This is a genomic window from Stagnihabitans lacustris, assembly GCF_025950525.1.
Taxonomy (GTDB): Bacteria; Pseudomonadota; Alphaproteobacteria; order Rhodobacterales; family Rhodobacteraceae; genus Stagnihabitans.
This window is the reverse complement of record NZ_JAPDGS010000003.1, coordinates 463,379-488,961: the sequence shown is the minus strand read 5'-3', so window position 1 is coordinate 488,961 and position 25,583 is coordinate 463,379. Positions and strand designations below refer to the sequence as shown.

Annotated in this window: 22 protein-coding genes; 11 read left to right on the top strand and 11 right to left on the bottom strand. The window is 65.2% G+C overall.

Annotated elements, in window-relative coordinates:
- The gene (locus tag NX862_RS10830) at positions 1 to 873 is read left to right on the top strand and encodes a Rossmann-fold NAD(P)-binding domain-containing protein (RefSeq protein ID WP_264493917.1); all 873 of its coding nucleotides are present in this window, start codon (positions 1 to 3) and stop codon (positions 871 to 873) included.
- Here the strand turns inward: NX862_RS10830 and NX862_RS10825 are convergent.
- Positions 840 to 1,775 carry an endonuclease/exonuclease/phosphatase family protein gene (locus NX862_RS10825; protein ID WP_264493916.1) on the bottom strand — a complete coding sequence of 312 codons (936 nt, stop codon included), beginning with the start codon at positions 1,773 to 1,775 and terminating at the stop codon, positions 840 to 842. The genes NX862_RS10830 and NX862_RS10825 overlap by 34 nt on opposite strands.
- Positions 1,776 to 1,837: 62 nt before the next feature.
- On the bottom strand, positions 1,838 to 2,647 hold the full coding sequence (locus NX862_RS10820; RefSeq protein ID WP_319800873.1) for a hypothetical protein: 810 nt from the start codon (positions 2,645 to 2,647) through the stop codon (positions 1,838 to 1,840).
- Positions 2,648 to 2,938: 291 nt separating this feature from the next.
- Between NX862_RS10820 and NX862_RS10815 the strand changes: the two genes are divergently transcribed.
- Complete coding sequence (locus NX862_RS10815; protein WP_264493914.1) at positions 2,939 to 3,457, top strand: hypothetical protein; 519 nt, start codon at positions 2,939 to 2,941, stop codon at positions 3,455 to 3,457.
- 30 nt (positions 3,458 to 3,487) lie between these two features.
- On the opposite strand, the gene leuD is transcribed toward NX862_RS10815, so the two are convergent.
- The 4 genes from leuD to NX862_RS10795 all read right to left on the bottom strand — a co-directional run bounded on the left by leuD (position 3,488) and on the right by NX862_RS10795 (position 6,445).
- Positions 3,488 to 4,093 (bottom strand): 3-isopropylmalate dehydratase small subunit, encoded by a 606-nt coding sequence (leuD, locus tag NX862_RS10810; RefSeq protein ID WP_264493913.1) that lies wholly within the window; start codon positions 4,091 to 4,093, stop codon positions 3,488 to 3,490.
- 18 nt (positions 4,094 to 4,111) lie between these two features.
- The gene (locus NX862_RS10805) at positions 4,112 to 4,795 is read right to left on the bottom strand and encodes a DUF429 domain-containing protein (protein ID WP_264493912.1); all 684 of its coding nucleotides are present in this window, start codon (positions 4,793 to 4,795) and stop codon (positions 4,112 to 4,114) included.
- Positions 4,795 to 6,198 carry a 3-isopropylmalate dehydratase large subunit gene (gene leuC, locus NX862_RS10800; RefSeq protein ID WP_264493911.1) on the bottom strand — a complete coding sequence of 468 codons (1,404 nt, stop codon included), beginning with the start codon at positions 6,196 to 6,198 and terminating at the stop codon, positions 4,795 to 4,797. Before leuC ends, NX862_RS10805 begins: the two co-directional genes overlap by 1 nt.
- A gap of 88 nt (positions 6,199 to 6,286) precedes the next feature.
- The gene (locus tag NX862_RS10795) at positions 6,287 to 6,445 is read right to left on the bottom strand and encodes a hypothetical protein (protein WP_264493910.1); all 159 of its coding nucleotides are present in this window, start codon (positions 6,443 to 6,445) and stop codon (positions 6,287 to 6,289) included.
- Between the two features lie 119 nt (positions 6,446 to 6,564).
- On the opposite strand from NX862_RS10795, the gene rsfS reads away from it, so the two are divergent.
- From rsfS to NX862_RS10765, 6 genes are all read left to right on the top strand, one after another.
- Entirely contained in the window at positions 6,565 to 6,948 is a 384-nt protein-coding gene (gene rsfS, locus NX862_RS10790; protein WP_264493965.1) for a ribosome silencing factor, read from the top strand.
- A gap of 10 nt (positions 6,949 to 6,958) precedes the next feature.
- The gene (rlmH, locus tag NX862_RS10785; RefSeq protein ID WP_264493909.1) at positions 6,959 to 7,426 is read left to right on the top strand and encodes a 23S rRNA (pseudouridine(1915)-N(3))-methyltransferase RlmH; all 468 of its coding nucleotides are present in this window, start codon (positions 6,959 to 6,961) and stop codon (positions 7,424 to 7,426) included.
- A gap of 140 nt (positions 7,427 to 7,566) precedes the next feature.
- Positions 7,567 to 9,090: a 2,3-bisphosphoglycerate-independent phosphoglycerate mutase gene (gpmI, locus tag NX862_RS10780; RefSeq protein WP_264493964.1), complete on the top strand. Its 1,524-nt coding sequence runs from the start codon at positions 7,567 to 7,569 to the stop codon at positions 9,088 to 9,090.
- On the top strand, positions 9,087 to 10,190 hold the full coding sequence (locus NX862_RS10775) for a murein hydrolase activator EnvC family protein (protein WP_264493908.1): 1,104 nt from the start codon (positions 9,087 to 9,089) through the stop codon (positions 10,188 to 10,190). Before gpmI ends, NX862_RS10775 begins: the two co-directional genes overlap by 4 nt.
- 6 nt (positions 10,191 to 10,196) lie before the next feature.
- The gene (locus NX862_RS10770) at positions 10,197 to 11,519 is read left to right on the top strand and encodes a S41 family peptidase (protein ID WP_264493907.1); all 1,323 of its coding nucleotides are present in this window, start codon (positions 10,197 to 10,199) and stop codon (positions 11,517 to 11,519) included.
- Entirely contained in the window at positions 11,516 to 12,016 is a 501-nt protein-coding gene (locus NX862_RS10765) for an RNA pyrophosphohydrolase (protein WP_264493906.1), read from the top strand. Before NX862_RS10770 ends, NX862_RS10765 begins: the two co-directional genes overlap by 4 nt.
- Before the next feature lie 73 nt (positions 12,017 to 12,089).
- Here the strand turns inward: NX862_RS10765 and NX862_RS10760 are convergent, their stop codons facing one another.
- From NX862_RS10760 to NX862_RS10745, 4 genes are all read right to left on the bottom strand, one after another.
- Positions 12,090 to 15,050: a glycosyltransferase family 2 protein gene (locus tag NX862_RS10760; protein WP_264493905.1), complete on the bottom strand. Its 2,961-nt coding sequence runs from the start codon at positions 15,048 to 15,050 to the stop codon at positions 12,090 to 12,092.
- A gap of 9 nt (positions 15,051 to 15,059) precedes the next feature.
- Positions 15,060 to 16,031: a glycosyltransferase gene (locus NX862_RS10755; RefSeq protein WP_264493904.1), complete on the bottom strand. Its 972-nt coding sequence runs from the start codon at positions 16,029 to 16,031 to the stop codon at positions 15,060 to 15,062.
- Positions 16,028 to 17,158, bottom strand: a complete 1,131-nt coding sequence (locus tag NX862_RS10750) for a UDP-galactopyranose/dTDP-fucopyranose mutase family protein (protein WP_264493963.1) — start codon at positions 17,156 to 17,158, stop codon at positions 16,028 to 16,030. Before NX862_RS10750 ends, NX862_RS10755 begins: the two co-directional genes overlap by 4 nt.
- A 175-nt stretch (positions 17,159 to 17,333) precedes the next feature.
- Positions 17,334 to 18,365, bottom strand: a complete 1,032-nt coding sequence (locus NX862_RS10745) for an LLM class flavin-dependent oxidoreductase (protein ID WP_264493903.1) — start codon at positions 18,363 to 18,365, stop codon at positions 17,334 to 17,336.
- 162 nt (positions 18,366 to 18,527) lie between these two features.
- Between NX862_RS10745 and NX862_RS10740 the strand changes: the two genes are divergently transcribed.
- Together NX862_RS10740 and NX862_RS10735 are read left to right on the top strand one after the other, a co-directional pair.
- Positions 18,528 to 20,519 carry a phosphatidylglycerol lysyltransferase domain-containing protein gene (locus NX862_RS10740; RefSeq protein WP_264493902.1) on the top strand — a complete coding sequence of 664 codons (1,992 nt, stop codon included), beginning with the start codon at positions 18,528 to 18,530 and terminating at the stop codon, positions 20,517 to 20,519.
- Positions 20,520 to 20,607: 88 nt separating this feature from the next.
- Entirely contained in the window at positions 20,608 to 21,927 is a 1,320-nt protein-coding gene (locus NX862_RS10735; RefSeq protein ID WP_264493901.1) for a DUF4433 domain-containing protein, read from the top strand.
- A gap of 791 nt (positions 21,928 to 22,718) precedes the next feature.
- Here the strand turns inward: NX862_RS10735 and NX862_RS10730 are convergent.
- Entirely contained in the window at positions 22,719 to 24,614 is a 1,896-nt protein-coding gene (locus NX862_RS10730) for a DUF262 domain-containing protein (protein ID WP_264493900.1), read from the bottom strand.
- 179 nt (positions 24,615 to 24,793) lie between these two features.
- On the opposite strand from NX862_RS10730, the gene NX862_RS10725 reads away from it, so the two are divergent.
- A complete protein-coding gene (locus NX862_RS10725; protein WP_264493899.1) occupies positions 24,794 to 25,543 on the top strand; it encodes a hypothetical protein in 750 nt (249 codons plus the stop codon).
- The last annotated feature ends 40 nt before the right edge of the window (positions 25,544 to 25,583 follow it).

Genomic DNA, 25,583 nt, shown 5'->3' with positions numbered 1-25,583 from the left:
ATGAAAGTTCTGGTTCTGGGGTCCAACGGAAATTTCGGCGCGGCGGCGGCGGCAGCCTTTGCCGCGGCGGGACACGAGGTCTTGCGGTTCACGCGCGGGGGCGACATGACGGCGGCGGCCATGGGCTGCGATGTCATCGTCAACGGGCTGAACCCGCCGAAATATCACGACTGGGCGCGGACGATCCCCGCCATCACGGCCGAGGTCAGCGCCGCGGCCAAGGCCTCGGGCGCCTTTCTGATCGTGCCGGGCAATGTCTATAACTATGGCGTTCAGCCCGGCCCATGGGGACCCGGGACCCTGCAAGCGCCCTGCTCCCGCAAGGGCGCGATCCGGGTGCAGATGGAGCGCGACTACCGCGCGCTTGCGGCTTTGGGCGTCAAGGTCGCGATCTTGCGGGCGGGGGATTTCGTGGGCGACGGACCCGGGACGATCTGGCGCATGGTCATGCTGAAGACGCCGGGCCGCGTGGCCGCGATGGGGCGGGGGCGCCGGGCCTATGGCTATCTGCCCGACCTCGGGCGGCTTTGCGTCCGGCTGGCCGAGGCGCGCGACACCCTGCCCGGCTTTACCGACCTGCCCTTTGCGGGCTTTACCCTGTCGCCCGACGACCTCGCCGCACGACTGGCAGCCCTTGGCGGTCAGCCAGTCCGGGTCGTCGGATTTGCCTGGTGGGCCATGACCCTGGCCGCGCCCTTCTGGGAACTGGCCCGAGAGCTGCGCGAGATGCGCTATCTGTTCGACCATGACCACAGCCTTGACCCGGCGCCCTTGCAAGCGCTGTTCCCCGACTTTCGCGCGACGCCGCTGGATGTGGTGTTGCGCGATCACCTGCCGGGTCACGGCGCGATGGTGATCCAGACCGGACGGTGAGGCGAGGCCAGGTCCAGCACCGGGGCGATTGGATCAGAGGCCGCGGGCCACAGCACCCCGGCCCCCGTCACGGTGATATCCTTCGACGGCAAGATCATGTCGACCCGCAGCCCCTGCCCGGATTTCAGGATCGAGGTGTCCAGCGCGGGATCACCCTTGCCGCCATCGGGCGGGGCCATGCCGCGGGGCTTGGGGTCTTGCAGCTGCGCCATCAGGGCAAGCAGGCTGGCCGGCATCCCGTCGCCATCGTTGGGGTCCAGGTTGGGCTTGCCGATCACCACGAAGGGCGGGGCGGGCGGCGTGCCCAGGCTGCCATCCAGAAGGCGCGACCACACAGCGGTCTCATCGGCATTGCGGCGGCCGTTGCGGTCTTCGGGCCCGTCAAAGACCGGCGGGGTCGCGGCATAGGCCAAAAGCGTCAGGGTCCCGGTCCCCAGATCCAGCGGAATGACATAATGGCCCGAGGTCGACAGCGGCAGAACAGCGGCCTCGTCCTCGGTCAGGTCGGGGGGCAGGTTGGCGCCGGGCAGGTCGCGCCACAACAGGTCGGTCAGGCTTTGCGGCGTCCCGATGGGCAGGCGGGACAGCAGGGCCATGCCGGAATGGCCGGGGTAAAGCCCATAGGCCAGCGCATCGCGCGGCCCGGCAAGCGCGCCGTCGTGGTTCAGGTCCAGACCCGACGGGATGCCGGTGTTGGGCTTCAGGCCCATGACATGCGGATAGGGACGGGCAAGGCGGGCGTTCAGCGCGGCCAAGGCCTCGGCGTTCAGGTCCCAGTCGATATCGGTCAACAGCAGGACATCGGCATCCAGCGCGTCGATGACCTGAAGGCTTGCCTCGATCTCGGGGCGGTCCTTGCGGGTCAGGCGGTGCAACAAAAGGCCGGGGCCGGTCTGGGACATGCCGCTGTCCCAGGTCGCAAGCTTGATATCGGCCAGCGCCGGAAAGGCCAGAAGCAGGGTGATCAGGCCGGCTGCGGCACAAGCGCCGGGACGGCTTGCGCGATCTCGCGCCGTTCGCGGATCATGTCGGCGACGCGGCCCATGGCGATGCCACGCATGAAAAGGCTGGCTGGCAGGAAAGCCCATAGGGTCATGGTCCAGATCAGGGTTTGCGGGCTGGTGGCGTTCAGCGGCTGGAAACCCGACTTGGCGATGAAAACCACCGCGGGGGTCAGGAAGGGCAGCAGGAAGCCGATGGCGATGTTGACGCGGGCATCGCGGGTCAGGCGGGCGACCACATCCCCGCCCGAGGTCGGATCGAAGGTCGGCAGGTTCACCCAGACGTTAAAGGGCGCGCCCTTGCGCGGCCAGCCGCCCAGCTTCACAATGATAACGAAAATCGTCAACGACAGCAAAGAGATAAGATAGGCCATCCCCGCGGCGGTGCGCACGGCGCCCATCTGCGCCTCGGTCCCGCCCGAGGCCATCATGAAGGTGGCCAGCCGCACGGGCGAATAAGGGAAGTCCATCGACATCCCGATCAGCGCGCCGATGGCATGGATCAGCTCGGTCATCGTGGTGGGGGCGATGCGGCCGCGCTCGATCGCCGACAGGCAAAACAGCGTCAGGAACAGCATCCCAAAGCGCAGCCGGTTAAAGGGCGGCGCGTCGCGGAATTCGACCAGCGAGGGGAAGGCGGAGTTGTATTCGACAAAGGTCAGCACCCCGGCGCACAGCGCGACCAGGGCCACGACCTGCTGGCTGTCAGTGCTGACATCGCCCAAAAGGACGGTCGGCGTGGCGATGGCAAGCATCACCAGAAGTGACCGCACTGCGGCCCCTGTTAGACGCGAAACCACAGCGCCTGCCCCTTTTGCCCAGACGGTCCCGGTGCTTTGCCGGTCCCTTGTTCCAGTATTGCCCCAGATTTGCTGGGAGATTGCCTCAATCTTGCCCAATTTCTGCCTTCTTTCCTGAAAGCTCGCAACAGTCTGTTTACTTAATGCCGGGTTAAGGGCGCTTTGACGGCCCAACTGTTGCAGGATTGAACCAAATTTTGGACTTTGGCGCGGCGCTCTATGGGGGTATCTGGGGCCGGACACCAGATGTGGAGTTCCGCGAAGATGCCGTTTTTGCTCATGGTTTTGGTGGTGGCTGCGGCCGGGTGGCTTTGGCTGGACCGGGGCGGCTTGGGCGCGCGGACCCTGCTTGGCGCGGTGGAGTCCCTGCGGCAGGCGGGCCGGCGCCTTGGCTTGGCCGGGCCGGGCCACCTGCATCCGGTCGACAGGGTGACGGACCCGCGCGTGTTGACGGCGATGATCGCGATGGCCTTTGTCGAGCTTGACGGCCCGCCGCGGCGCGCACAGGTGGCCAAGATCAGCGCAAGCCTGGCACAGAACAACCTGATCACGCTGGATGACAGCGACGACCTGGTGATCCTGGCGGGCTGGCTGCTGGGGCAATGCGGCGGCGCCGGGCCTGCCATTGCGCGCGGGGTGCGGCGGCTGCACGGGCTGCGCGGCGCCGAGGATCTGGCGGGGCTGATGGACCTGCTGCAAGACGGGGTCCTGGCGGGCAGCGGCAGCCTATCGCCCCGGCAAAAACAGGCGCTGACCAAGATCGCAAGCGGCCTGAGGCCGTAAAGGCCGCCCCCTAAGGGACGGCCCGAAGCGTTACGCCCAGGGGAAGGCCTGCGCGGCCTTGGCCTCGTAAGAGTCGATGGACGCCGCCTTTTCCAGCGTCAACCCGATGTCGTCCAGCCCGTTCAGCAGGCAATGCTTGCGGTGGCTGTCGACGTCGAAAGAGAACACGCGGCCATCCGAGGTCGTCACGGTCTGCGCCTCCAGGTCGACGGTCTGACGGGCATTGGCGCCCTTTTTTGCGTCTTCCATCAGCACATCCACGGCATCCTGGGGCAGGACGATCGGCAAGATGCCGTTCTTGAAGCAGTTGTTAAAGAAGATATCGGCAAAGGAGGTCGAGATCACACAGCGGATGCCGAAATCCAACAAAGCCCAAGGCGCATGTTCGCGCGAGGAGCCGCAGCCGAAGTTGTCGCCCGCCACGATGATCTGGGCCTCACGATAGGCGGGCTGGTTCAGCACGAATTCGGGGATTTCCGATCCGTCGAGGTTGTAACGCATCTCGTCGAACAGGTTCACGCCCAGGCCCGACCGCTTGATGGTCTTCAGGAACTGCTTGGGGATGATCATGTCGGTGTCGATATTGACCAGGGCCATGGGGGCCGCGATGCCGGTCAGTTTGGTGAACTTGTCCATTTTCTGTCCTTTCGCACTTCAGGCGATGACTGACATTTCAAGGCCCACCGCATCCCGCGATGGGACCGGGGGGAAGGTTTCGTGTTTGCCGCGCGCATGGCGGTCGGCCGACCACCACAGCGCCGCCGCGTCCAGGATATCGTCCGGCGCCATCTGACCCTTGATCTGCGCCTCCAAAAGCGCCTTGGCGGGCAGGCCCTGCGCGGTCAACAGCGCGACACGGTCGGCTTGCCCCGCCGCCTCGCGCTTTTTCGACCGCACCGGAGCCCCCGCCATCAGCGCGAAAGAGGCCTCAGGATGCCCCTCGCGCAGGGATTTCTGGCCGATCTCGCGCACGATCGCGTCCAGTTCCCGCATCTTGGGGAAGATCATGTAGCTTTGCTTGGGCAGCGCCGATCCCAGGACCTGCACATTGATCGCACAGGCCTCGGCATAGGTCTGGGCCACAAGCGCCTGACGGCAGGGTGTGGGAAAGACCGAAGACCCCTTGCCCTTCAGCCGATCCCGCAGCGCCGGTTCGACGTCGCGGGTCTTTGGCCCCGCGACGAAGCCCACCGGCATGTCGATCAGCGCGAAATCCACCAGGCCAAGGAAAGCCGGCAAATCCGTGACATGGATCAGCCGCGCCGAGGCGGGTTTCCCCACTTCGCCCACGACGGCGACCCAGCCCGTCTTGCAACCGTCGATCCCGGCCAGCTGCATCACATCAGCTCGCGGACGTCGGTCAGGTGGCCGGTCAGCGCGGCCGCAGCCGCCATCCCCGGGGACACAAGATGCGTGCGCCCGCCGCGGCCCTGGCGGCCTTCGAAGTTGCGGTTCGACGTGGCCGCACAGCGTTCGCCCGGAGCCAGCTGGTCGGGGTTCATCGCCAGACACATGGAGCAGCCCGCCATCCGCCATTCGAAACCGGCGTCGATGAAGATCTGGGCCAGGCCCTCTTCCTCGGCCTGGGCGCGGACAAGGCCCGAACCCGGCACGACCATGGCGCGTTTGACCTTGATCTTCTTGCCTTTCAGGATGGCCGCCGCCGCCCGCAGGTCTTCGATCCGGCCATTGGTGCAAGACCCGATGAAGACCGTGTCGATGGCGATATCGGTCAGCTTTTGACCCGCCGTCAGGCCCATGTAGTCCAAGGCGCGCTGAACGGCCTCGACCTTGCCACCGGTGAAGTCGGTGGGCGCAGGCACAACGCTGGTGATCGGCAACACGTCCTCGGGCGAGGTGCCCCAGGTGACGACCGGGGCGATGTCTTCGCCCTTCAGCGTGATGACCTTGTCGAAATGCGCGCCTTCGTCGGTGAACAGCGTCTTCCAATAGGCCAAAGCGGCTTCCCACTTGGCGCCTTTCGGTGCGTGCGGGCGACCCAGGCAATAGGCGAAGGTCTTTTCATCGGGCGCAATCAGGCCGGCGCGGGCGCCGCCTTCGATGGCCATGTTGCAGACCGTCATGCGGCCTTCCATGGACAGCTCGCGGATCGCCTGGCCGCAATATTCGATGACATAGCCGGTGCCGCCCGCGGTGCCGGTGGCGCCGATAACGGACATGGTGATATCCTTGGCGGTCACACCCGGGCGCAAGGACCCGGTGATTTCCACCTTCATGTTCTTGGACTTCTTCTGGATCAGCGTTTGCGTGGCCAGAACGTGTTCGACCTCGGAGGTCCCGATGCCATGGGCCAGCGCGCCAAAAGCGCCATGCGTGGCGGTATGCGAGTCACCGCAAACCACTGTCATGCCCGGCAGGGTCCAGCCCTGTTCGGGGCCGACGATATGGACGATGCCCTGACGCACGTCGGACACGGGATAGTAGTTGATCCCGAAGTCCTTGGCGTTCTTGTCCAAGGCCTCGACCTGGATGCGGGATTCCTCGGTCATGGTCGCGGCATTGGCGCGGTCCGTGGTCGTGGGCACGTTGTGATCCGGCACCGCGATGGTCTTTTCCGGCGCGCGGACCTTGCGGCCCGTCATGCGCAGACCCTCGAACGCTTGGGGTGAGGTCACTTCATGGACCAGGTGGCGGTCGATATACAGCAGGCAGGTGCCGTCTTCGGCCTCGTGGGCCACGTGATCGTCCCAGATCTTGTCGTAAAGCGTGCGGGGAGCCATGGCTCTCTCCTTGCAGGTTGGCTGTGGTTTGATAGCTGTTCCGGGGTAGGGTGCGTGATCTCACGCACCTCTCGCTTGATGAGGGCGCTTAGGCGCGTGCGAGAACCGACCGCGTGTCGCGGGTAAAGCGCCAAGGCAGGCGCGCATGGTCATCCATGTCGAAAAATCGCATCATCAGCGCCGGATACAGCGGAATCAGGCGCGGTTCAAGGATTCCTTGGGGCCAGCGCTTGCGGAAAGTGGCCAATGGGTCTATCCGCGCCCTCTTGAGATTCGCTTCCCTTTCGGCTTGACTGCCCGAAACCCCCGCCCCCAAAACGCTCCAAGGAGGGCCCTGCCCTGTCTGACTTCGATCCCAAGACCGGTCTGCCGACCGGCGCACGCGCCCCCCGGAGCGCAGAGCCCGATTATTCCTCCGAAGACGTTCTGGCCGCCGTGCTGGAAAGCCTGGATGACGACAAGTCCGAAGAGGTCGTGCAGATCGACCTGCGCGGGCGGTCGGATGTGGCCGATTACATGGTGATCTGCTCGGGCCGGTCCTCGCGCCAAGTGGCGGCGATTGCCGAACACCTGGTCGACAAGATCAAGGAAAAGTTCGGCTATTCCTGCAAGATGGAAGGCAAAGAGACCGGGGACTGGGTCCTGATCGACACGCGGGACGTGATCGTTCATGTCTTCCGCCCCGAGGTCCGCGACTTCTATCAGTTGGAAAAGATGTGGCTGCCGGGCGCGGCCCACAGAGGCGCTTAAGGGGCGGGGCGTGAAGCTGACGCTGATCGCTGTGGGCAGGCTTCGGTCTGGACCCGAAAAGGCGATGGTCGACGACTATCTGTTGCGGTTTGAACGGACCGGGCGGGCCTTGGGGCTTGGCCCGGTTTCTGTTGTCGAGGTCGAGGACAAGAAGAACCTTGGCATGGGCGCCGAGGGCGAGTTGATCGCCCGCGCCTTGCCGGCCGGCGCGGCGCTGGTGACTTTGGATGAGCGCGGGCGGGTGATGACCTCTCCCGAATTCGCCGAGGTGTTGGCGCGGTTTCGCGACACGGGGCGCGATATGGCCTTTGTGATCGGCGGGGCGGATGGGATCGACCCGGGGCTTCGCGCGCGGGCCGAGGTCTCGGTTTCCTTCGGGGCGATGGTCTGGCCGCATATGCTGGTGCGGGTGATGCTGGCCGAACAGCTGTATCGGGCGGCGGGCATCCTGGCCGGGACGCCTTATCACCGGGTCTAAGCGCTGGAGGGGCTGCCGGCCCCTCCAGCGCAAAGGGAGTATTTGGATCAGTATGAAAGACGCGAGGTCAGTGGACGGGGCAGGGTTGCGGGGATAGAACCGGGGCAAGCTGAAGGAGTTTGCCCATGCCAGTCGGAACCTTGCCCAACCCGAAACCTGTCGTTCTTTGCATCCTGGATGGCTGGGGGATTGGTGCGCTGCCGCAGTATTCGGCGCCGGCGCAGGCGGCTGTGCCGAATTTCAACCGGATCTGGGCGGACTGTCCCCATGCGACCTTGACGACTTTCGGGCCGGATGTCGGCCTGCCCACGGGGCAGATGGGCAATTCCGAGGTGGGGCATACCAATATTGGCGCCGGGCGGGTGGTCGCCATGGACCTGGGCGCGATTGATCTGGCCATCGAGGACGGGTCATTCGCGCTGAACGACGCGGTTCAGGGCTTTGCCGCCAAGGTCAAGGCCGCGGGCGGGGTGGCGCATCTGATGGGCGTCGTGTCGGATGGCGGGGTGCATGGGCATATCAATCATGTGCTGGCGGCCTGCCGGGCCTTGACTGCGCTGGGTGTGCCGGTGGCGCTTCATGCGATCACCGATGGGCGGGATGTGGCGCCGTCCTCAGCGGCAGAGTTCGTGGAACAGCTGGGGATTTCCTTGCCGGTGGGGGCGCGGGTGGCGACGGTCATCGGGCGCTATTGGGCCATGGACCGCGACAACCGCTGGGACCGGGTCGAGCGCGCCTATGCCGCGATGATCCGCGGCGAGGGGGCGGCGTTCGGGACAGCCTCGGAGGCGGTGGCGGCGTCTTATGCCAAGGGCGAAACGGATGAGTTCATCGCGCCCTCGGTCATCGGCGGGTATCGCGGCGCGCGGGATGGCGATGGGTTCTTTTGCCTGAACTTCCGCAGCGACCGCGCGCGCGAGATCATGGCGGGCGTCGGCGCGCCGGACTTTGCCGATTTTCCGGTGGCAGGGCGGCCGGTCTGGTCGGCGCTTCTGGGCATGGTGGAGTATTCGACAGCCCATTCGGAATATCTGGCGACCGCTTACCCCAAGCGCGACATCCGCAACACGATCGGCGAATGGGTGGCGGCCAAGGGCAAGACCCAGCTGCGCCTGGCCGAGACCGAGAAATACCCCCATGTGACCTTCTTCCTGAACGGCGGCCGCGAGGTCCCCTTTGCGGGCGAAGAGCGCTATATGGCGAAATCGCCCAAGGTCGCGACCTATGACCTGCAACCCGAGATGAGCGCGGCGGAAGTGGCGGCGCAATTGGTGGTGGGGATCGAAAAGGGCTTTGATCTGATCGTCGTGAACTTTGCCAATCCGGACATGGTGGGCCATACCGGCAGCCTGCCCGCCGCCATCAAGGCCTGTGAGGCGGTGGATGCCGGACTGGGCCTTGCCTTGCAAGCGCTTGAAAAGGTTGGCGGCGCGATGATCGTCACCGCGGACCATGGCAACTGCGAGCTGATGACCGACCCGGTCACGCTGCAACCCCATACCGCCCATACCGTCAACCCGGTGCCGGTCATTCTGGTGGGCGGACCTGCGGGCGCAGCTTTGCGGCAGGGTGGGCGGCTGGCCGACCTTGCGCCGACGCTTTTGGCGCTGATGGGGCTGGACCAGCCCGCCGAGATGACCGGGCGGAGCCTGCTTCTGGCATGAGATGGCTTGCGGTCGTTTTGCTGACGGCTTGGCCCGCCTGGGGTCAGGACTCTTTGGTCGCCAATCAGGCCGCTGAGGCGGCGGAGGCTTTGCAGGATTCGGTGGCCGGGCTGCAGGCCGCCGAAACCTCCAAGGACCGGGTCGCGGCCCTGACCAAAACGATCCGCGCCTATGAGGCGGGCTTGGGCGCGCTGCGCGAGGCGCTGCGCCAGGCCGACCTGCGCGAGTCCGAGTTGACGACGCAGTTTCAGGGCAAGCGCCAAGAGGTCTCGCAGCTTTTGGGGGTGCTGGCCAATCTGGAGGCCGACCCGGGGCCCTTGTTGCTGCTGCATCCGACGGGGCCGCTGGGGACGGTGCGGTCGGGGATGATCCTGACGGATGTCGCCCCCGCCCTGCAGCGTCAGGCCGAAGCCCTGCGCGACGACCTGGCAGAGCTGCGCGACCTGCGCGACCTGCAGACCAAGGCGGAACGCGTGCTGGCCGAAGGGCTTGGCGTGGTGCAGACCGCGCGGGCCGACCTGTCGCAGGCCATCTCGGACCGGACCGACCTGCCCTTGCGGCTGACCGATGACCCGGCGCAGCTGGCGGCGTTAAGCGCCTCGGCCACGACCCTGGGCGACCTTGCGGCGGGCCTGGCGCCCGATCCGCAGGCCGATCCGGGCTTTGCCGATCAACAGGGGCTTTTGCCTTGGCCGGCCTTGGGTCCGGTGATCCTTCGGCCCGGCGAAACCGATGCCAGCGGCGTGACGAAACCCGGCGTGACGCTGGCGACGCGGCCTCTGGCCCTGGTCAGCGCGCCCTGGGCCGCGACGCTGCGCTATCGCGGGCCGCTGGCCGACTACGGAAATGTGATGATCCTGGAGCCCGGAGAGGGCTATCTCTTGATCCTGGCGGGCCTGGATCAGGTCTATGGTGACGTGGGCGAGGTGGTGTCAAAGGGCGCGGCCCTGGGTCTGATGGGGGGGAGCGAGGGTCAGGCCTCGGACATCCTGTCGACCAAGGGGGCTGGTGCAAGTGACAGCGAAACGCTTTATGTGGAATTGCGCAAGGACGGAGAGCCCATCGACCCGATGGCCTGGTTCGTTCCGGAGGGAGAGTAAGAAGGCATGAACAAGGTTCTGATGGCCGCTCTGGGCGGAACGGTGGCGGGGGTTCTTTTGACGACGCAATTCGTCGGACCCCTGGTGGCGCAGGATGGCGGCAAGGACATTGGCGTCTATCAACAGCTGGACATGTTCGGCGACGCGTTTGAACGCATTCGCGGCCAATATGTCGAGCCGCCCGACAGCCAGAAGCTGATCGAAGCGGCGATCAACGGGATGCTGTCCTCTTTGGACCCCCATTCCAGTTATATGGCGGCGGCCGATTACAGCGACATGCGCGAACAGACCAAGGGCGAGTTCGGCGGTCTGGGCATCGAGGTCACGCAGGAAGAAGGCTGGGTCAAGGTCGTCTCGCCCATCGACGGGACGCCCGCCGACAAGGCCGGGATCGAGACCGGCGACATCATCACGGCGGTGGATGGCAAGAGTCTTTCGGGCCTGACGATGGACCAGTCGGTCGACATGATGCGCGGGCCTCTGGGATCGGAAGTCGTGATCACCGTGGTGCGCGAAGGCACGCCCGAGCCCTTCGACGTGTCCATCATCCGCGACACGATCAAGGTGGCCGCGACCAAGGGGCGGCTGGTCGGGAATACCGTGGTGCTGCGGATCTCCAGCTTTACCGAACAGACCTATTCGGGACTTGAATCCGAGCTGAAGAAGGCCGCCGAAGAAGCCGGCGGTCTGGACAAGATCAACGGCGTCGTTCTGGATTTGCGCAACAATCCCGGGGGCTTGCTGATGCAGGCCGTGGCGGTGTCGGATGCGTTTTTGAACGAAGGCGAGATCGTGTCGACCCGCGGACGCAACCCGCAGGACAACGAACGCTTCAACGCCGAAAAGGGCGATCTGACCGAGGGCAAACCGGTGGTCGTGCTGATCAACGGCGGCTCGGCTTCGGCCTCCGAGATCGTGTCGGGCGCGCTGCAGGACCATCACCGGGCGATTGTCGTGGGGACGAAAAGCTTCGGCAAGGGCTCGGTTCAGACGATCATCCAGATCAAGGGCGAGGGCGCGATGCGGCTGACGACGGCGCGTTATTACACGCCCTCGGGTCGGTCGATCCAGGCGCTTGGGGTCATGCCCGATGTGGTGGTGAACCAGCCGGTCGTCGATCCCGCGGTGGCGGAAAAAGAGGCGCCCAAGCAGCTGTCCGAAGCCGATCTGACCGGCATCCTGTCGAATGACTCGATGAGCGAGGAAGAGAAGAAGCAGCTGGAAGAGGAACGCGCGCAGATGGAGGACTCGGCCAAGCTGCGGGTCGAGGATTACCAGCTGGCCTATGCCGTGGATATCCTGCGCGGATTGGCGGCGGTGGCCCAGTGAGCGGTGATACCGTAAGCGACCTGCCCTATCGGCCCTGCGTCGGCGTCATGTTGATCAACCCTGCGGGGTTGGTCTTCGTGGGGCAAAGGCTGGACGGCGGCCAGGCCAAGGGCGGGGCCGCGGCCTGGCAGATGCCGCAAGGCGGGATCGACGCGGGCGAAAAGCCGCGCGAGGCCGCCTTGCGCGAGCTGACCGAAGAGACCGGGGTTTCGGCCGATCTGGTCGAGGTGCTGGGCAAGACCGAGGACTGGTTGACCTATGACCTGCCGCCCGAGCTTTTGGGCAAGGTCTGGGGCGGCAAGTATCGGGGGCAAAAGCAGAAATGGTTCCTGATGCGGTTTCTGGGGACGGACGATCAGGTCCAGATCGTCCAGCCGCACCAAGAGTTTGCGCAGTGGCAATGGATGCACGCCGATGCAATGCTGGCCGAAATCGTGCCCTTTAAACGCGCGGTTTACGAGGCGGTCGTGGCCGCCTTCCGCCCGCATCTGACCTGAACCGCCACCCCGGCGGAGCGCCTGCATCGCAAGATCATGTCCCGCCTTCGGGGTTTTGCTTGGATGGGTGCGGTCAGGGTTGGCGGTCGGGGTCGAGACCCAGTTTCGGCCGCCACCAGGCCCGGCGACAGATCGTCTCATGGCCCTGATGATAGGCTTTGCGCAAGTCGTCATAGGCCCAGGCCGTCCGCAGGCTGAGGGTGACAAAACGGGTCAGCGCCCAGAGCCCCTTGGCCGTCGATTTCCGCGTCGTATAGCCCTTGTCGCCCGCGATGTTCAGGAAGGTCAGCTGCGTCGCCCCCCAGACGGCGCCGAGATTGCCACGCTCGGCCGCGGGGATGATGCGATGGGCGCAAAGCCGATGCGCAAAGGGCAGGAAATGCCCGTTCAGCGTGGCGAAGCCGAGAAGCCGGCGAAAGCGGCGGAAAGGGTCGAAGAGCCCTTTGCGCGGCACCGTGTCGATCTGCGATAGCGGCTTGAAGGCCTCTTGCCGGACCAGGGCCTTGATCGCGGCCCTTGGCCCCGCGGCATCGGCGCCTTGGGCAAAGACATCGGGCCCTTTGAGCACGTCTTCCCAGGCAAGATAGACGGCCTCTAGCGATTCATACTGGAATTTCGCGATGTTACGCTTAAAGAACGACAGCGCCATCTTGATCAGGCCCAGCCGCCCGACCTCCATCCGGTCCAGCGACAGGTGATGGACCATGTGGCTGCGCAGGTCGAGATACCAGTTCAAGGGCGTCTCTTTCTCGGTGAAATCCTCGCCAAAGGTGACGACCCCGTTCAGCGTCGTGATGGCGAAATCATTGGACAAAGAGAAGTTGACGTCGTCGCCCCGCACGAAGAAGGGGAAGGGATAGTGCTTCACCTGGGCCACCGGGAAGGCGAAAAACCACCAGCCGGCATAGGTCTTGTCGGGGGTGGTGCGGGCGCTTTGCCACTCCATCTGGAAGACCGGATCGCGCTCGCGCAGGTCGGTTCCGGCATGCAGTGGCCGGCATCCGCGGTCAAAGACGGCGGCGTTTTCGGCCATGCGCCAGCGCGCGGTCGTGGTGATCATGGCGCCCGCCACCGCGGCGCGCGGATCGCGGGCCAACGCGAGGAAAGCATAGGTGCGGTGCAGCGCCTCCATCGGGATCGAGGCGTCGTCATCCATGAAAAGCACATGGGAGAAGCCCTGCGCCTCACCCTCGATCAGGCCGCGGGTAAAGCCCCCGGCGCCGCCAAGATTTTCGTTGCGGATCATGCGGATACGCGGGTGGTTCGGGACCTCCGCCGTATGCCCGTTATCGACGATCAACGCATGGATCTGGGACGCAAAATCGCAACCGTCCAGATAGCGGGCCAGGCGGCGAGCGGTGTTTTCCACCTGCGCCTCACGCCGAAAAGTGGTGATCGACAGCATCAGCCGCCGGTCCAGATCCGGCCGCGCCGCGGTCATGAAGCGACCAGCGGTCAGCGTGGTCGGCGACAGGGCCTGGACCTCGTAATAGATGACGCCATCGGTGGCGACCTCGGGGTAGTGCGACAGGTCGATCAACAGGTCCGCGGTGGGCGAGAGATTGGCGATGCGGGTCGCCAGACACTCCCAAGACCGGTCGGGGATGGCGTGATAGACCTTGACCTCGACCCGCCCTCGACCGCGCAGGCCAAGCCAGAGCCCCTCCAAGGCGCAGGCGGCATGCCATTTTCCGATGGAGAGGCTGTTGAAGAACGTGTCGAAAAAGACCTTGGCGCCGGCGTCCAGCACCACAGCATCGGCGACATCGTCATGGGTGACGGCGCCTTTGAGGTTGAAATACAGCCGCTGTTCCGTGCAAAGCCCGCGTTCGGGCAAGATGGTATTTTGCAGCGCAGTCAAGCCCTTGGACGGGTTGCCCGAATGTTCTTTGCGCAGGATCAGCCCGGGCAAGGGTTGCGCCCGCAATTGGCCGGCTGCGATGCGCAAAACAGGCTCGGCCCCGGCGCGGGCCACAGTGACGGGGCAGTCGATCCCGTCCAGCGCCGACAAGGGCAGGCCGAGGGCGGCCGCATGGGGGACCAGGCGCCCTTCGGAGGCGGCGTGAAGCGCGGCCTCGGCCGCGGAAAGGCAGCCCGCCAGCCCGTGCAGATCGGTCAGCGCCGCAATGGGGGTCAGACCGCGCAGACCGTCGGTCAGCCCCAGATCGGCCAGGGTGGTGGCCTCCGCAGGATCAAGCCGCGCGCCTGCCAGCAGCAAAGGCGCCGATTGCAGCGCCAAAGCAGAGGCCGCGCGGTCGAGGAATTCGGCCGAAATCAGCGTGTCATGTTCGAGGATCAGCGCGTGGGAATGGCCGTGCGCGCGGGCCAAAAGGTCGGATAACACCGCATCATGCCCCTCGGCCCGGTCGGGGTCGATCTCGGCGGTCAGGACTGTGGTCTTGTGCGCCCGCGCCGTGGCCCATGCGGTCAACAAGCCGGCAAGCCGGTCCGTCCCCGCCGTCATCCGCAAGATTGCCAGCGAAAACCCCGTCTCGCCCCGCAGATCGGTCAGGAAGCGGCCGCCAAAAAGCACGGCCTCTTCGGCGGGAAGGCCCAAGGTCGACAGCTCGACCCACAAAAGCCCGTCGCGCAGGATCAGGTGGTCGGGGTCGATCTCGATCACCGTTTCGCGCCCCGGTTCCAGCGTCACGACATCGGTCAAAAGCCGCTCTGCGCTGCGGTTCGAAAAGGCCTGGTGCAGGGTCACTTCAAACCGCCCCGCGCCATGCAGTGCCAGCGCCAGCCGCCCCAGCCGGCAGGCCCGGGCCAGCGCGCCCAGCGCCAGAAGGTTCATCGCCCCATCCAGCCGGACCGCGCCGCCCCCCATGATCCGCAGGCCCGACGACGAGGCACCAACCTGGCGCAAGTGGCGGGAATGATAGAACAAATCCGGCTCGGTCGAGACGGGGTAGTCGGTCAGCAGCAGGTTTTGCAGCGTGGTCCAGCCCGTCACCTCTTCGGCCTTCAGGCGCGGGGTCGCGGGCTTTGGCAGAACCGGGGCGTGAAGATCATATTGATGCAGATGGGCGGACACTGGGACACCTCAGGTTTGGGCGAGACGGAAAATCGATTCGGAGGGACGCGACAGGTCGCGCAAGAGCACATCGCGCAGCGCGAGCCGCCAGAGTTTCAGGTATTTCGCGCGATCCGCCCCGGCGTGGCGCGCCCGCAGCCGCCATTTGACGGCCGCCAGCACAAGGACCGGCCAAAACAACACCGGCCCCGCAGCCAGGCGATAGGCCAGCAGGCTGTTGCGATAGTTGTAATAGACCTTCCACAAGGGGCGGTAGATGTCGCCGCCCTGGGCCACATAGGTCGAACAATCATGCTCGAACCCGATGGCCGAAAGGAAGGCGATCTTGGCCCCGCGCTTGACCAGGTTCAGCGTATAGATGACGTCGTCGCCATAGATAAAAAGCCGCGCATCGGGCAGGCCGCCGCGTTTCAGCCCGGCCCGCGACAGGAAGAACCCCACAAAGGAGGTCGCGTCGATCGGCTGCGGGATCGGCGCCAGCGCGGGGGAATAGGCCGCGTCGGTGACATGAAAGCCCTCGCGCCCGCCCGTCACGGTCCGCAGGAAATCCGCCATATGCCAGAAGGGGTTGCGCGACGGCCGGTTCATGTCGCAGATCCGGCCGTCGGGATAGAAGACCCCCGCGGCGATAGCCTCGAACCCCTCGGCGCGAAGGCCCCCCTCGCGCGCCATGAAGGCCGCACAGGCGCCGGAATGGGGCCGCGCATCGTCATCCATCAGCACGAACCAATCGGGGTCAAAGCGCGCCGCGGCCTCGGCCAGGCCTGCCGCAAAGCCCCCCGCCCCCCCGGTGTTCGACCCCAGCCGCAGGACATGAAGTCGCGGATCGGACAGGCTCGCCAACCAATCGGAGGTCCCGTCGTCACAGGCATTGTCGACGACGACCAGCGCATCCACCGCCTCGGTCAACAGCCGCTGCACCGTGATTTGCAGTTGGGCCAACCGGTTATGCGTCACAACGATGGCGGCCAGGCGCGTCATGCTTTCACCGTGAAGGCGGGCATCGTCGCGCCACGGGCCAAGCTTGTCTCGAACCTTCGGGCGCAGTCCAGCGCCTCACGGATCGTGACATCCATATCAAGGTAGCGATAGGTGCCCAGGCGCCCAACGAAGGTCACGCCAGACTCGGCCTCTGCCCGGGCGACATAGTCGCGCAACAGCGACTGTTCGGCCGTCAGACGGATCGGGTAATAGGGGATATCGTCTGGCCCGCAAGCCCGCGAAAACTCACGGTAAAGCACCGAACCCTCATGCGTCTCCCAAGGCGAGAAATGCTTGTGTTCGGTGATCCGCGTCCAGGGCACCGAAACCTCACCGTAGTTCATCACGGCCGTGCCCTGATAATCGCCCTGGTGGGTGAATCGTTCGAAATCCAGCGTCCGATAGCCCAACCGCCCCAGGTCATAGTCATAAAACCCGTCCAGCGGCCCGGAGTAAAAGACATGGTCCCACTCCCTCGTCTGATCGCGGGTGAACCGCGTGTTCAGCTTCACCGTGATCCGGTCATGATCCAGGATGCGCGTGACCATGTCCGTATAGCCATCCCGCGGCATACCCTGGAACTGGTGGAAGAAGTAATTGTCGTCGTAATTGAAGCGCACCGGCAGGCGTTTCAGGATCGAGGCCGGAAGCTCTGACGGGTGAACGCCCCATTGCTTTTGCGTGTAACCCTTGAAGAAGGCTTCATAAAGCTCTGCCCCGACAAAGCGCAGCGCCTGATCTTCAAAGGTCTGGGGATCGGTGATCGACGTGTCGGCCTTGGTGTCGATGAAGGCCCGCGCCTCGGCCGGAGCCATGGTCGCGCGGAAAAACTGGTTGATCGTGTGCAGGTTCACCGGCAGCGAAAACACCTCGCCGCGGGCGATGGTCTTGACCCGATTCTTGTAGGGCATGAAGGTCTGGAAGCGGTTCACATAATCCCAAACCTCGGCATCGTCGGTGTGGAAGATATGCGGCCCATAGACATGGACCATGACCCCCGTCGCGGCATCGCGTTCCGTGTGGCAATTGCCCGCGACATGCGGCCGCGTGTCGATCACCGTCACATCATGGCCAAGCTCTGCCAGGTGGCGCCCAATCACCGCCCCGGAAAGCCCTGCCCCAACCATGAGAAAATTCTTCGCCACGTCCCGCACCCGTTCCCGCTTCGTTCGGCCTGTAGACCGGACACTATGGTTAAGGGCTTAACAGAACCTTTCCGCTGGTCCAACAAAGCGAAGAATTTTGGCAAGGCCTCGGCAAGGGTCAGCCTTGCCGAAGGCTCTCGGGCCTTGCCGAAGGCTCTTACGCCTGACCCAGAATCTCGCGCACGCGCGGGATCACCTTTTCCCCATAAAGCGCCAAGCAATCCACCAGGGCGCCATGCGGGATCGGCCCCGTCGTGTATTTCATGTCGAAACGCTGCAACCCCAGGTCCCGGACGGTCGCGGCGATCTTTTGCGCCACGGTTTCTGGCGCGCCGATATACAAAGAGCCGTTCTCGACCTCGTCGATGAAGCGCGCTTTCGTCGTGGGCGGCCAGCCGCGCTCGCGTCCAAGACGGCCGAACATCTCTTGATAGGCGGGCCAGGCAAGCTCACGCGCGGCCTCGTCAGTTGCGGCAACGAAACCGGGGGAATGGACCCCCACCGGGCGCTTTTCGCGGTTCAGCTGCACGCAGGCGCGGTTGTAAAGGTCGACATAGGGGGCAAAGCGGCGCGGGTCGCCGCCGATGATCGCCAACATCAGCTGCAGGTCATGGCGCACCACGCGCACCACCGATTCCGGAGAACCGCCGACACCGACCCAGACCGGCATCCCCTTGGGACCCAGGGGCGGCTGGACGCGCGCCTGGGTCAGACCGCTGCGGGTCTGACCCTCCCAGGTGACTTCCTCTTGCCGCACAAGCTTGGCGAAAAGGTCGAGGCGCTCTTCGAACAGCTGGTCGTAGTCCTCCAGTTCGAACCCGAACAAAGGATAGCTTTCGGTAAAGGAGCCGCGGCCCACGATGGCCTCGGCGCGACCGTTCGAAACGGCATCCAGCGTCGAAAAACGCTGAAAGGCGCGGACCGGGTCGTCGGTCGACAGGACGGTGACTGCGGTCCCCAGCCGGATGCGCGCGGTGCGACCGGCGATGGCGGCCAAGACGATCTCGGGGGCAGAAATGGCGAAGTCGGTGCGGTGATGTTCGCCCAAGCCTATGAAATCAATGCCGGATTGATCGGCGACCACGGCCTCTTCGACCACGTCGCGCAAGACCTGATGGGCGGGTTTCAGGGCCCCCGTCTGATCCCGAGAGATATCCCCGAAAGTATCAACGCCAAGTTCGACCATCATGTTCTCCTTTGGTGCAGATATGGCGGCAAAATTGGCGCGGGGAAAGATGCAGGGGCGCAGAGGCCCCCTGCAGGGATGCGCAAAGCGGGGCCCGGGGGCAATCCGGGGGCAATCCAACGGCGATCCGGGGGCAAATCTTTTCGAAATCTTAGCAAAACCATGATGGCATGGGCACAAAGAAGGAGTCACCCCCTGCGCCCCCATTCCCCCGATCCGGCCCCAAGGCTGTGGCATCTGGCGCTGCGGCTTGGCGCCACTTTGGCGACCGTGGCACTGTGCCTGTGGTTCCTGGCCACGCGGCTCGGGCCCTTTGATGCCGATGCCATCGCGCAAAGCTTTGCGGCGGTGCGGCCGGTGCAATGGGCTTTCGGCATCGCGGCGGTTTTCGTGGCTTTTCTGGCAGTTGGCCGGCAAGAGCGGGTGATTCTGCGCCATTTCGGCATCGCGTTGGACCGGCGCCACCTGATGACAGCGGCCATGGCGACGGCAGGGGTCTCGCAATGCGTGGGCTTTGGCCCGGTGGTCGGCGCGATGATCCGCGCGCGACTTTTGCCCGAACTGGGGCTGCGACAAAGTTTCATGGTCTCGGCGGCGACGACGGTCGGGTTCTTCAGCGGCGCGGCCATGTTGGCGCTGGTCTTTCTGGGGCTGAACGGGTCGGCCTTGGCCGGGCTGGCAGCGGCGGGCGTGCTGGGCGCCATTGCCGCGCGCAGCCTTTGGGGCGATATCGGCTGGCGCGGGATCGAATTGCCGCGGGCGGCGGCGATGCTGGCGCTGCTGTTCTGGGTCGGGCTGGACCTGATGGGCCTGTCCTTTGCCTTTTGGGTCCTGTTGCCGCCGGGGCATGGGATGGACTGGGTCTCGGTCGTGGTCTCTTTCACCCTGGCGCTGACCTTCGGGCTGATGTCGGGCAGTCCCGCCGGCACCGGCCCCTTCGAGGCGCTGGTTCTGCTTCAGATGCCCGATATCGCCCCTGCGGCGCTGGTGGCCGGCCTTTTGGCCTTTCGCGGCGTGGCCTATGTGGTGCCCGCGCTTTTGTCGGGCCTGTGGATTATCGTCGGCCATCGCCTCTTGCGGCCGCCGATCCCCCTCCCGATGGAGCCCGTGGCCCCCCAGGCCCTGCTGGCCAGCCATGACCGGGCCGAGGTGCTTTTGGCGCGTCAAGGCGATCTGGACTTGCGGCGCGACGACCGCGGCCAGGTCTGGGCCATGACCGTGCTGGGCCGCGCGCGGGTCCTGGTGGGGGAGCCTTCTGCCCCCAAGGGCTGGCATCGGCGCAGTCTGGACCCAGCTTTGGACCTCTGCCGTGCTGAGGGGCGGGTGCCGCTGTTCTACAAGATCGGGCCGCGCCAGGCGACCGAGGCGCGGCGGCGGCGCTTTGCCCTGTTGCGCATCGCCCTGGAGGCGGTGATCGACCCCAAGTCCCATTCGACCGAGGGGCCGCGCCACGCCAGCCTGCGGCGGAAGCTGCGTCATGCGGTCAAGGCGGGGGTCGTGGTGCGCGACGGCGGCGCCCTACCGCTGGACGAGATGCAGGGGGTGGCCGAGGATTGGGCGCGCCGACACGGCGGCGAACGCGGGCTGACGACGGGGCGCTGGGGCGCGGAATATGTGGCCGGGCAAAGGGTTTTCCTGGCCCATGACACCCAAGGGCGGCTTTTGGCCTTTGCGACGTTCCACGTCACCGCCGAAGATTGGGTGTTGGACCTGATCCGCTTTGGCCAGGACACGCCCGATGGCACGCTTTACCTGATCGTCCAGACCGCGATCGAGGCCGCGCGCCGGGCCGGTGCCGCGCGCCTCAGCCTCGCCGCCGTTCCCTGCGAAGGGTTCGGCGTCAAGGGCGCGCTGGGGCGGCGCCTGCGCCCGCTCAGCGCCAAGGCGCGCGGGCTGTTCCAGTTCAAGGCGGCCTTCGCCCCCCGGTGGGAGCCACGTTATGCCGCGGCCCCCGGCTGGCTGGGGCTTAGCGTCGGGCTCTTGCTGCTGGCGGCGGCGATCAGGTTGAAACGGGTGGAAAAGCGGCCAAGGCCGGTGGCGGCGGGCGCGTTGCGGCTTTGGGTGGCAGAGGGCAAAGTGTCCCGCCTGCTGCGCCCCGACCGGCCCGACGACGCCGAGGACCGGCCCGCGCGGCGCAAACGACGGGCAGGCGGCTAGGCCTGCTTGAAAATCGCTGCCGCTTTGCCCGAATTTTGACCAAGTTCCCTGCCAGAATTTGCAGAATAACCCTGCAGAGAAAGACGCCATGGAACTGGTCGCGGCTTGGCAGCTTTTCATCCTTCTGACCCTGACGGCGGCGCGCCGGAGTTCTCCGCTTGCGCTTTCGGGTCTTGCTGGCGCCTGGGCGCTTTGGTCGGTGCTGACCGCCCCGCCCGAGGTGCAGGTGATCCAACTGGGCACGATCCTGCTGATTCTCTTGCAGGATGCAAAACCTGTAGTCTGGCCGCATATCGCGGCGCAAACCGCGACGCCCTCGGGCGCGGGTGCCCTGCGCGACCTCTCTGTGACCGGGTTGCCGCATCCTGACCGCGGTGGTGCGCCCGAGCCCGACCGCAGCCGTGCCGCCTTCGAGGCGCAATTTGCCCCGCAACGCGCGGCGCTGCGGGCGCATCTGGCCATGGCCGAGGCTGGCGCCCGGCTGCAAAGCGAAAAGGACGGGCCCGACCTGCGCGCCATGCTGGAGCGGCTCAAGGCCGAATGGGTGCGCGGCGCCGAGGCCGCCCAAGCGACGCTGTTGCCGCCGGGGCCTGCGCGGCTGACATGGCCTGCCGACCGGGTCTGGGCGCAAGACTGGCTGCGCAACCATCTGAACGCGCTGACGGAAATCCGCGCGCGTCTGGATCGCGACCATCTCTTGATGACCGGCCTGCTGAAAATCTGCGGCACCGGCTTTTTGATCTGGCTGGAGCAGGAAACCGACCGCACGCGCGGCTTTCTGGGCATCGCCAAGCCCGCGCCGGCCATCCGTATCATCCAACGCCGGATCGAAATCGCGCCCAATCCGATCCTGACCCGCCCTGCCACGCAGCGCCCCCCAGCCGACCTGACGCGCGCCGCTGCGCTGCGACGGATCGCGATTGCCCGCGTGATCCCGCATCTGGCTCACGTGACCCCGGTCCGCAACCTGCCCGCGATCTTGCGCGACGGGATATTGCCCGAGGCGGGCGAGCGGATCGCGACCTCGATCACCTTTCCCGACGACTGCGCCTTCCGCCTGGCCCGCAGCCAGACGCCCGGAGAGCCTTGGGTGGTGCTGATCCTCGCGCGCCACATCCTTTGGACCGAAGACTGTCTCTTTGCGAACCCGGGCCACCCCGCCAGCCCCGATCCCGAGGCGTTGCAGGCGCTGTTTGCCGGCCCGGACCGGCCCACCCACTTGACCCAATGCGACCCGACCGACCTGCGCGCCCAGGTTCTTGTGGCTGGCCGAATCCCCCCCGACCTGATCGAGACCCTGGCCTTCGAGACCCCCGAGGCCCTGCGCGCCCACCAATCGCTTCTGGCCGCCCGAGAGGCCTTTGCCTGCGGCCCCAACAGCGGCCTGTTCGGCCCCGCACAACGCTGACCATCAAGCCGCACGAAACGACCAGGGCCCCTGCTTTGCAGCACGCGCCCTTGGTGATGCTGGTGAGCCGGTCCATTTGGGCGCGGCCGGGGCGTTTGCCTGAACAGGCTTCCCACGGCAAAGAGCCGTCGAGGGGCCGGGGTGTTTCCTGCCATTTGGGGGTGGACGCAGCCATGAAGTGCCCCCTGTTTCTCAAGACATCCAGGTGATTTCGAAGTCGGGGCGGCGCATCTGACTTTGGCAGAGGCGGCGCATAAACCGCCTGATGCGCTCGGCCTGGCACCCGAAGGGCTGCACGCTGCCCAAAGGTCTGGGCGCGATCTTTCGCCTGATGCGGGCAATATCGGATGAGGATCGGGCAGCGATATTGGCGTAAGGTCCGGCAATCTCCAAGCGCAGGACGCATTCCTGAACATCTGGACACCGAATGACACCATCAACATTCAAAAGCAGTTGACCAGCGACCTCTGGCGCCTTTTTCCCCAACAGCAAAGCGCGGGGGGCCGAACAGGGGGCGCAAATGCAGTCCTTCCCGCCTGACCGACGGGTTCCGAGATCAAGGCAGCCTGCCGCATGCTGGCTTGCAAAAGGGGGCGCCTCGCCGTGGCGCATCGAAATTGCGGCCGTGGAAAGCAGCGCCGAGGTCCATCAGCGCACCGGCAAACAGCCCATCCGACGCGGCAGCGCGAGCCGGGCCCAAGCCTTGGTCGATCCAGGCGTTCTGATCAGCCCACGCCAGGCTTGCAGTCCGTGGCCAGCCCGGGCGCCTTGGCTGCCAGACAACGCGGGCTTCAGCTGGCTTCGGCGTCGGCCTCCTCACCCTCTTCCGGGGCAATTTGCAGGATCTGATGGCCGGTGGCTTTCTGGATCAGACCCAGAAGCTGGCGTTCGCGATCGGCCATGAAAGCGTCGAAGGCATCGGCGCGCAGCATACCAGGGGCGATCAGGTGGCTTTGCAGATAGGAGTCCAGCACCTCGGGTGCGATATCCAGCGCCGGCCCCGCCTCGTCCTCGGCTTTGCCGCTTTCCAAACGCCGCAGGTAGGTCGAGGGCGCATGACCGCCGATGATCCGGTTGGTCCGGGCGGTCAGCGGCGTCTTGTTGATGACGCTGTCATAAATCGCTTCGGGGAGCCCCGTTTTCTTGCACCAGGCCTGGGGGAAGATGTGGTGGATGTCGACATTGTCGTCAAAGAAGCTGGCGGCTTCAAAGGTCTTGCCGGTCCGGAAATCGCGGGCATTTGCCCCCATCAAGAGGGCGTGGATCCCCTTGTAGGCGGCCGACAGACGGGAGCGCATGGTTTGCAGGCGGTCGGGGCGGAAGCGTCCGTCGAAAATCGTGGCGGGCTCCGGCCCTTGGCCCAGCGCCCAGGCGGGCACCTCCATCAGGTCCTTGGCAAAGCGGGTCTCGATGGCAGAGCCATAAAGCTCGCCAAAGATGCCGCACCAGAACCAGCGGGCAAGACGTTCGCGCACCGTAGTGTGTTCGGCCTTATCGCCCAGAGTGGCGAAGATGGCGGCCATGGGAACCAGTTGGCCCTGATAGGGCAGGTCAAGAACGCGGTAAATGTGGTGTTCGCGCAGGAAGCGGGCCGCGGCCTCGAAGCCCTTTTCGACCGGGTCACGCCAGGTCAGATAGGCGTCGAGCGGCAATTCCAGAAGCGAAGCTCGCGTGGCGCGGACCGGCGGCAAATCCTTGTCCGTCTTGTCCTGAGCTTCGGCCTTCTGACGTTCGCAAGCCGAGTGCAGGAGAGCAATGGCCTGCAAGACATCGGTGGGTGCAAGCTTTTCCAGCACACCGAACTTCTGACCGGCGGCATGACCAAAGGTGGCAAGCCGGGTCTGCATCCCCGGCGCGCCGGACGCCCCCAACCAGTCGTCGCGCAGCCGATGCCCTTTGGCGGCATAGATTGCCGTCACCAGCTCGAAGGCATCCAGCGGCTTGCCACCGGTATTGACCTTCTCGAAGACGAGGCAGACCGCCTCGTGGGTCGTATCGGCCCCCAGCGTGATGACCGGCACCTGATAGGCCTTGAAGCTTTGCAGGATCTCGTTCTTGAAGGTCCGGAACAGGGTTCGGGTTGCCGTGTCGCCCTTGCCCAGCCAGTGCATGTCGAAACCGTCTTGCCAGTTGTCCCAGTCGAAGACCTGGTTCAGCGGAAACATCAGCTGTTCGTATTCCAGCGCGGGCGAGGACAGGTCCAGCTTGGTGACCTTGTCGAAATCAGCCTTGATCTTGCGGTCGGCAGGCACCGAGACCACCGCTTCCACGCGGTCGGCTGCCGGGTCAAGGCATTTGCGGATATCCAGGTAGAACCACCGATCCACCAGCTTTTGCCGAGCGGTGACGGTGCGCACGACCTCGCCCCGCAGGCAAGTTTGGTAGATCGAGGTCATCCGCTGTTGGCCATCAAGGAGCAGCTGTTCGGGCGTGAAACTGGCAGCCTCGGGCGCCGCGCCCTGGACCGGGCGGCGGGCAAAGCCTGTTCCCGTGCCCGCCTTGACGTCCAATGTCATCAAGGCGCCAACCGGGAAGGCCTGCGAGATCGAGGCGATCAGGCCCTTGATCCGATCCTCGTCCCAAACCCAGCTGCGTTGGAAATCGGGCAACTGGATCTTGCCCGCGCCACAGGATTTCAGCAGTTCTTCGAGGGCGATGGGATTGGTCTTGAACGTGGCAACGGGCATCTGAAATCTCGGGAATGACAAGGGTGCGACTTGGCTAACATGCGAAGACGCAATCCTTCAATCCTCAAGGCGTGCGCTTGCACTTTCCGTGGCGCTCTGCTGAAACGCCATGCAAGCGCCTGATTTCGGTTGGATTGCAACCGAAGGAGGCAATGGCTCTTTCTTTCAGGTTTTTACCCATGGAACTCATTCTCGGCTGGCAGCTCTTGATCCTTGCCACTTTGGTCATTGCGCGGCTGTTTTCGACCACAGCCCTTTCGATCGTGGCTATCCTCTGGACACTTTGGACGCTGGCGATGCTGTATTTCGGCCCGCTGGTCCTTTTGCAACTGGCGACGATCTGGATTCCTGTGGGCTTGATGCTGCCAAAAGAAACCGTCGCAGAGGCTGAACCTGTGGCGCTCTCGCTCAAGGCCGAGCGCGCAACGCCCGCAGCTGGATTGGCCGCCTTCGTATCGGTGATCGAAAGCGGGGCAGAGGCCGTTGAGGCGGCGATGCAGGAGGCCAAGGCTAAGGTCAGCTTCTCTGCCCAATTTCAGGATCAGCGATCACATGTCGAAGCAACCTTTAGGGTAGCCCGGCAATCGGCCGACATCGAAAGAAGGTTAAAGGGTAGTTTGCGCTTTCGCCAAATATACAGCGAGGTATTGGCGAGGATGGAAGAGGCGTCGGCATCAGAGACGGAACGTAGCCCTTGGCCGCGGCTCGTGGAAAGACAAACGCCAATCCGCTTGCCCAACAATTCCGCCATTCGCTCTTGGGCTTTCGATGAACTGGCCGCCTACCGCAAGGAATTCGTGGCGGCGGTAAAGGCTGTGACGGAAGACCCGCTGCTGCGGGCCGAAGTTCTCAAGCTGGCTGGCCCGGAATTCCTCACCTGGCTCGAGGCAGAGATCGTAGCCGTGACGCCATTTCTTGCGCGCAACTAGCCCGCGCCAGCGACCGACTTCATTGCGCAAATCGTCTGAC